The organism is Ramlibacter sp. (genome assembly GCF_035706265.1).
Lineage (GTDB): Bacteria > Pseudomonadota > Gammaproteobacteria > Burkholderiales > Burkholderiaceae_C > Ramlibacter.
In genome coordinates, this window is the sequence record NZ_DASSVG010000512.1 from 1 (window position 1) to 7,311 (window position 7,311).

The 7,311-nt window shown below is 69.9% G+C and carries 5 protein-coding genes, 1 tRNA gene and 1 pseudogene; 6 read left to right on the plus strand and 1 reads right to left on the minus strand.

Annotation, left to right across the window (positions count from 1 at the left end; translation table 11 throughout):
* Positions 1–203 precede the first annotated feature (203 nt).
* From VFM98_RS18330 to VFM98_RS18355, 6 genes and pseudogenes are all read left to right on the plus strand, one after another.
* Positions 204–2,808: pseudogene (locus tag VFM98_RS18330) on the plus strand (4Fe-4S binding protein).
* Positions 2,809–2,816: 8 nt separating this feature from the next.
* Complete coding sequence (locus VFM98_RS18335) at positions 2,817–4,079, plus strand: nitrous oxide reductase family maturation protein NosD (protein ID WP_325111338.1); 1,263 nt, start codon at positions 2,817–2,819, stop codon at positions 4,077–4,079.
* 1 nt (position 4,080) lies between these two features.
* Positions 4,081–4,986 carry an ABC transporter ATP-binding protein gene (locus VFM98_RS18340; protein WP_325111339.1) on the plus strand — a complete coding sequence of 302 codons (906 nt, stop codon included), beginning with the start codon at positions 4,081–4,083 and terminating at the stop codon, positions 4,984–4,986.
* A gap of 12 nt (positions 4,987–4,998) precedes the next feature.
* Positions 4,999–5,814: an ABC transporter permease gene (locus VFM98_RS18345; RefSeq protein WP_325111340.1), complete on the plus strand. Its 816-nt coding sequence runs from the start codon at positions 4,999–5,001 to the stop codon at positions 5,812–5,814.
* Positions 5,811–6,332: a nitrous oxide reductase accessory protein NosL gene (locus VFM98_RS18350; RefSeq protein ID WP_414709044.1), complete on the plus strand. Its 522-nt coding sequence runs from the start codon at positions 5,811–5,813 to the stop codon at positions 6,330–6,332. Before VFM98_RS18345 ends, VFM98_RS18350 begins: the two co-directional genes overlap by 4 nt.
* A gap of 23 nt (positions 6,333–6,355) precedes the next feature.
* Positions 6,356–6,431 (plus strand) — tRNA-Arg (locus VFM98_RS18355).
* A 27-nt stretch (positions 6,432–6,458) separates the two neighbouring features.
* Here VFM98_RS18355 and VFM98_RS18360 read toward each other — a convergent pair.
* Positions 6,459–7,311 (minus strand): hypothetical protein (locus VFM98_RS18360; RefSeq protein ID WP_325111341.1); only part of this gene is annotated, 853 nt, incomplete at its 5' end.

Below are 7,311 nucleotides of genomic sequence, written 5' to 3' on the forward strand. Positions count from 1 at the left end.
CAACGTGAACTTCGTGATCAACCCGCAGGAGACCCAGTCGGTCACCTTCGTGGCCGACAAGCCCGGCGTCTTCTGGGCCTACTGCACCACCTTCTGCCACGCGCTGCACCTCGAAATGCGCAGCCGCATGATCGTGGAAGCCTGACCCTCGCCCTTGCCCGCGCGCGCCCGTCCCCCCGGGGCGCGCGCGGGCCCCGCTGTCCATGAACCTGCTGTCCCTCGTGTTGCGCCTCTGGCTGGGCGCGTGCGCGCTGCTGGCCGCTCCGGCACTGTTCGCCGGCGCCTACGAAGCGCATCTCCCCGAAGAGATCCACACCTCCCCGCGCCTGTGCGACTACGCGCCGTGCGCGGAAGTGTTCCCCGGCGCCAAGGCCTTCTCCGAGCGCAAGGGCCAGCCTCCCTACGTGGAAGCCTATGACGCCCAGCACCAGCTGCTGGGCTACGTGATGCTGTCCACCGACATCACCGACACGCCGGCCTACTCGGGCAAGCCGGTGGTCACGCTGATCGGCATGGACACCCAGGGCCGCTTCGTCGGCGTGAAGGTGCTGAAGCACTCCGAGCCGATCCTGCTGCTCGGCATCCCCGAGAGCGCGCTCACGAAATTCAACGACCAGTACCTCGGCAAGTTCGTCGGCGACAAGCTGGAGATCGGCAAGTCCGCGCCGGACGAGGGCGTCGTGGGGCTGGACGCGATCTCCGGTGCGACGGTCACCGTGATCGCGCAGAACCAGGTCATCACCACCTCGGGCTCCGCGGTCGCGCGCCAGACCGGCATCCTCGCGGCCACGCAGCGGCCGGCCGCGAAGTTCATCGACCGGGGTGGCCGCGCCAGCTGGAAGCAGCTGGTCGCCGAAGGCAGCGTGCAGCGCCTGCGGGTGGAGCCCGAACAGGTGGGGCTGCCGCGCGACGGCGAACCCTTCATCGAGCTGTGGTTCGGCTACCTGAGCCAGCCGGACATCGGCCGCTCGCTGCTGGGCGATGCGGGCTGGTCGCGCCTGATGGCGCAGCTCAAGCCCGGCGAGCAGGCGGTGTTCGTGATCCGCAGCGCCGGCCGGGAATCCTTCAAGGGCTCGGGCTACGTGCGGGGCGGCATCTACGACCGCATCCAGCTGCGCCAGGGCCGCGACACCTTCACCTTCCGCGACCTCGACTACGTCAACCTGTACGGCCTGGAAGCGGCCGGTGCGCCGAGTCCCACCGAATCGGGCATCTTCATCGTGCGCTCGCCGGCCTTCTCGGCGGCCTATCCGTGGAAGCTGGTGCTCCTGGGCAACCGCATCGACCGCGCCACCGGCGCCAAGACCTTCGCCAGCTTCGAGAGCGAATACTGGCTGCCCGAAGCCACGCTGCAGGGCGGCCGGCCCGAGCGCGAGGAGCCGCAGGCCACCTGGATCCGGATCTGGAAGGCGCGGGCACCGCAGATCGCGCTGTTCGCGGGCCTGCTGCTGGCAGTGGCCGCGCTGTGGGCGAGCCGCGATGCGCTGACCCGCCGCGCGACCCGCAACAACAAGTGGCCGGTCAACGGCTTCAAGTACGCCGCCTGGATCGCCAGCGTCGGCTTCATCGGTTTCGGCCTCAAGGCGCAGCCCTCGATCACGCAGGTGCTCACCTGGTTCCACTCCCTGCTGTTCAACTGGACGTGGGAGCTGTTCCTGAGCGATCCCTTCGTGTTCCTGTTCTGGATCTTCATCATCGTCACGGTGTTCGTGTGGGGCCGCGGCCTCTTCTGCGGCTGGCTGTGCCCGTTCGGCTCGCTGTCGAACCTGCTGTACAAGGTGGGCCAGTGGGTCGGTTTGAAGCGCTTCCAGTTCGTCCTGCCGCGCCGCTGGCACGACCGGCTCAAGTGGGTGAAGTACGCCGTCTTCGGCGGGCTGCTCGCCGTCTCGATGTTCTCGATGACGACGGCGGAAATGCTGGCCGAGGTCGAGCCGTTCAAGACCACGTTCCTGGTCGGCTGGTTCCAGCGTTCCTGGCCGTACACGCTGTTCGCGGCGGCGCTGCTGGGCCTGTCGATGTTCACCGAGCGGCCCTTCTGCAAGTACCTGTGCCCGCTGGGCGCCTCGCTCGCCATGCCGTCCACCTTCCGCTGGTTCGGCCTGCGCCGCAAGGACGAATGCGCCAGTTGCAAGGCCTGCGCCAAGGGCTGCGGTGCGCAGGCGATCGACGAGAACGGGCGCATCGACCACCGCGAGTGCCTGCACTGCCTGGACTGCATGATCCTCTACACGGACACGCACGCCTGCCCGCCGCTGGCCAAGGAGCGCAAGCGCCGCGAGAGCGCCGGCCTGGTGCTCACCCCGATCGGCCGCGACGGCTACTTCATCCCGATCCATCCCGTGCCGGCCGATGCGCCGGAGAAGCGAGGCTGACATGGTCGATCCGCGCATGATGACCGAGTCCGTGCGTCCCGCGTACCTGGAGCGCCAGCCGGGCGTGTGCGGCTGGCTGTGCGCCGAGGTGTGGGACCACCTGTGGCCCTGGAACCTGCCGGCACGCAAGCTGCCGCACATCGGCCTGCGCGCCGGCAGCGCCGCACTGGCGGCGTTCGTCAGCGTCGCCTGGGTGCTGGCTGCGATGGGACAGCTGCGCGCCGGCGCCATCATCGGCTGGTGGTTCGGCTGGAGCGTGCTGGAGGTGCTGGTGCGCCTGACCAACAAGCCCTACGTGAAGGACGGTCCCTGGTGGGGCCGGCGCTACCGGCGCGCCAGCGTGATGGACATGATCTGCTACGTCGGCTTCAAGAACCTGCTGATCGGCGCGTCGCTGTACCTGGCGCTGCGCACGCTCGGCCGCCTGGTCGGTTGAGGACGGCGATGCTGCTGCGCCTCGTCCTGCTGCTCCTGTGCCTGGCCTTCGCGCCCGCGCTGCGCGCGGCCACGTGGACGGTGCAGCCCGGCGAGGCGATCCAGCCCGCGATCGACCGCGCCGCGCCCGGCGACGTGATCGAGATCCGGCGCGGCTTCTATACCGGCAACCTGCGCATCGCGAAGCCGCTCACGCTGCGCGGCCTGCAGCGGCCGACGCTGAGCGGCGGGATGACGGGCGACACGATCCGCATCACCTCGCCCGACGTGACGATCGAAGGCCTGATCGTCCGCGATTCGGGCGACAGCCTGCTGGCGCAGAACGCCGGCATCTACGTCGCCCCGGGCTCGCACCGCGCCGTGGTGCGCGCCTGCGACCTGGTCTACAACCTGTTCGGCCTCTGGATCGAGAAGGCCGACGACGTGGTGGTGGAGCGCAACGTGATCGTCGGCAAGCGCGACTACGCCTCCTCGCAGCGCGGCAACGGCGTGCAGCTCTATGACACCAAGGGCGCGCGCATCCTCGGCAACAACATCGGCTTCGTGCGCGACGCGCTCTACGTGGACGTCTCGCACAACGCGGTGTTCCGCGGCAACAAGCTGCATCACAGCCGCTACGGCACCCACTACATGAACTCCTACCACAACGTGTGGGAGGACAACGACACCTACTACAACCGCGGCGGCCTGGCGCTGATGGAAGTGCGCGACCAGGTGGTGCGCAACAACCGCGCCTGGGGCAACACCGACCACGGCATCATGCTGCGCACACTGCAGGACTCGGTGATCGAGAACAACGTGGTAGCCAACAACGGCCGCGGCTTCTTCATCTACGACGTCGAATATGCGCGGCTGGCCGGCAACCTGGTGGTGAACAACCGCGTCGGCGTCCACCTCTCGGCCGGCTCCACCCGCAACGAGGTCGAAGGCAACGACTTCATAGCCAACCGCGAGCAGGTGCGCTATGTCGGCTCGCGCGACGAGACCTGGGGTGCGAAGAGCGGCAACCACTGGAGCAACTACCTGGGGTGGGACCGCGACGGCGACGGCCGCGGCGACGTGCGCTACGAGGCCAACGACCTCGTCGACCGGCTGGTGTGGCGGCACCCCGCCGCGCGCCTGCTGCTGGCCAGCCCCGCCGTGCAGGCGCTGCGCCTGGTGGCGCAGCAGTTCCCGCTGCTGCGCGTGCCCGGCGTCATCGACCCGAAGCCGCGCATGAAACCCGTCCACCCCGACTGGAGCCACTGGAATGCGAACCCCCTCGAACCCTGAGATGACGGCCGTGCGCGTGCGCGGCGTCGCGAAGCAGTTCGGCGCCGTGCGCGCCGTCGACGGCGTGGACCTGGACGTGCACGCCGGCGAAGTGTTCGGCCTGATCGGGCACAACGGCGCCGGCAAGAGCACCCTGTTCAAGATGATGCTGGGGCTGCTGCGCCCCACGGCCGGCCAGATCCTGGTGCGCGGCGCGGCCACGACGGGCGCAGGCTTCCGCGCCGCGCGGCGCGGCATCGGCTACCTGCCGGAGAATGTGGTGCTGTACGACAACCTGAGCGGGCTGGAGACGCTGCGCTTCTTCGCCCGCCTGAAGGACGCGCCGCCGCAGGAATGCGAGGCGGTGCTGGAGCGCGTGGGGCTGGCGCACGCCGCCGGCCGCCCCGTGCGCGAATACAGCAAGGGCATGCGCCAGCGCCTGGGCTTCGCGCAGGCGCTGCTGGGGCATCCGCGCGTGCTGTTCCTCGACGAACCCACCACCGGTCTCGACCCGGAGGCGATCCGCGATTTCCACGCCACGCTGGAAGATCTGCGCGCCGACGGCGTCACCATCATCCTGACTTCGCACATCCTCGCGGAGCTGCAGGAGAACGTCGACCGGCTCGCGATCATGGCGAGCGGGCGCGTGCGCGCCCTGGGCAGCGTACAGGAACTGCGCGAGCGCACGCCGCTGCCGCTGCGGCTGGACCTGCATGCCGCGCCGCATGCAGTGGCCGACGTGCACCGCGCGCTGGCCGACCTGCCGGTGGACGAGCACGTGTGGCAGGAAGGGCGGCTGCGGGCGCGCCTGCCGCGCGAAGCCAAGATGCCGGTGCTGGGCGCGCTCGCCGCGCTGGGCAGCGCCGTGATCGACCTGCGCATCCACGAGCCCTCGCTCGAGGATGTGTTCTTCGGCTGTGCCGCCTGAGGGGGAAGGAAGATGGATCTCCGACAGGTCGCCTGCATCGCCCAGAAGGAATTGCGCGACCGCCTGCGCAACCGCTGGGTGCTGGCCGTGGCCCTGGTGTTCACCGTGTTCGCGCTGGTGATCGCCTTCTTCGGCGGCGCACAGCAGGGCGCCGTGGGCCTGCGCTCGATCGAGTTCACCATCACCAGCCTGGTGAGCCTGGTGATCTACCTGCTGCCGCTGATCGCGCTGCTGCTCGGCTTCGACGCCATCGTCGGCGAGCGCGAGCGCGGTTCGCTGGACCTGCTGCTGGCGCTGCCGGTCACGCGGCTGGAAGTGCTGCTCGGGAAGTACCTCGGGCTCGCTGCAGCGCTCACGCTCTCCACCGTGGTGGGCTTCGGCCTCGTGGCCGTGGTGCTGGCGCGCAATGCGACCCGCGCCGGGCTCGAGGCCTACGCCGGCTTCATGGGCAGCTCGGTCCTGCTGGGCCTGGCCTTCCTGAGCCTGGCCGTGATGCTGTCGGTGCTGGCGCGCGACCGCACCCGCGCCTCCGGCCTCGCGATCGCGCTGTGGTTCTTCTTCGTGCTGGTGTTCGACCTGCTGCTGCTGGGCCTGCTGGTCGCCAGCGGCGGCGAAAGCGGCGCGGCGGCCTTCCCCTACCTGCTGCTGCTCAATCCCGCGGACGTGTTCCGCGTCCTCAACATCTTCTCGCTCGACGACGTGCGCACCCTCTACGGGCTCACCAGCATCGTGCCTGCCGCCCTGGCCAAGCCCTGGCTGATGGCGCTGGTGATGTTCGGCTGGATCGCCGCGCCGCTGGGCATCGCCACCTGGAGATTCCGCCCATGAAGCGCCGCTTCCTGCTGCTGGCCGCCTGCGCGGCCCCGCTCGCCTCGCTCGTCGCCTGCAGCCGCGAGGAACAGGCCGCAACGCTGGCCCCGGTGGAGATCGAGGCCGGCACCACCTGCGACCTCGACGGCATGCTGCTGGCCGACTACCCCGGCCCGAAGGCGCAGATCCACTACGCCGACGCCGCGGCCCCCGTGTTCTGCTGCGACGTGGTGGAAATGTTCTCGCAACTGCTGCGCCCCGAGCAGGCCCGCGCCGTGCGCGCCGTCTACACGCAGGACATGGCCAAGGCCGACTGGAACCAGCCGCGCGGCCACTGGTTCGACGCCCGCAGCGGCTTCTACGTAGTGGGCAGCAAGAAGCGCGGGTCCATGGGTCCGACCTTCGCGAGCTTCGCCGAAGAGGCGGGCGCGCGCGCCTTCGCCACCGAGCACGGCGGCCGCGTGCTGCGCTTCGCCGAGGTCACGCCGGAGCTGGCGGACCTGCGCGGCGGCGCCCAGCACGACGCGACCATGTAGCCTTCGCTACAATACGCGGTCCAGCGGCTGTAGCTCAGTGGATAGAGTATCGGCCTCCGAAGCCGAGGGTCGTGGGTTCGATCCCCGCCAGCCGCGCCACTTTCCCCTTTCCCCTCGCCCGCGCTCCTAGGCCGACTGCTTGGCCAGGACGAGCAGGCCGCCCTGCGCGTTCGCGTTCGACGTGAACACCACGCGCAGCACATTCTTCGGCGCCGGCAGCGTCGCGATGCCGCTCAGGACGCGCTGGCTCGTGGGGCAGGTCTCGGTCACGCTCACGTCGTACACCGCAGTGCCGGTTGCGGGGCGCAGCGTGCCGGCGTAGCTACAAGCATTGCTGCCGTTGCCGGCGAGCGTGCCGTCAGAGAAGATCGCCCAGCTCACTTGCGCGTTGCCGAGCGCGCCATTCCACGTCCCCACGACATCGATCGAGAGCGACTGCACCGTGAAGCCCGGGACCGAGGCCCACTCGAACGCGGTGGCCGCAGCGCTGCCGACGATGGCCGTGCCGCTGAAGGTGCCGGCGGTGCTGGCCGTCCCGGTCGCGCTGATGGCGCTGCGCACACCGTCGCCGAGGCGGAAGTAGAAACCGCTGCCGGTGACGGTGGCATCGGTCGCGTTCACGGCCTCGCCCGTCAGCGAGACCTTGGCGACCGCCGTGGCCGCGGTGTTGTTCTCGAACACGACCCAACCCGTGCCGTCGGGCATCACCACCGCCGACGCGGCCGTCGCGCCGTCCGGCGCGGTGGTCAGGGGGCCGGCCCAGAAGCCGCGCATCGCGACGTCCGGGTCCACCAGCACCGGCGGTGGCGGATTGACGCCGCCGTCCCCGTCGCCCGCACTGCCGCCCCCGCCGCCGCAGGCCACGAGGGCCAGCGTGGAGGCAGCCAGCGTCAAGGGCAGCCGCAGGTTCTTTGGAAGAGTGAGACCGTCTTGTTTGTGCATCATCGAAGGCGCTGCCAGCCGTGACCTGGCCGGCGCC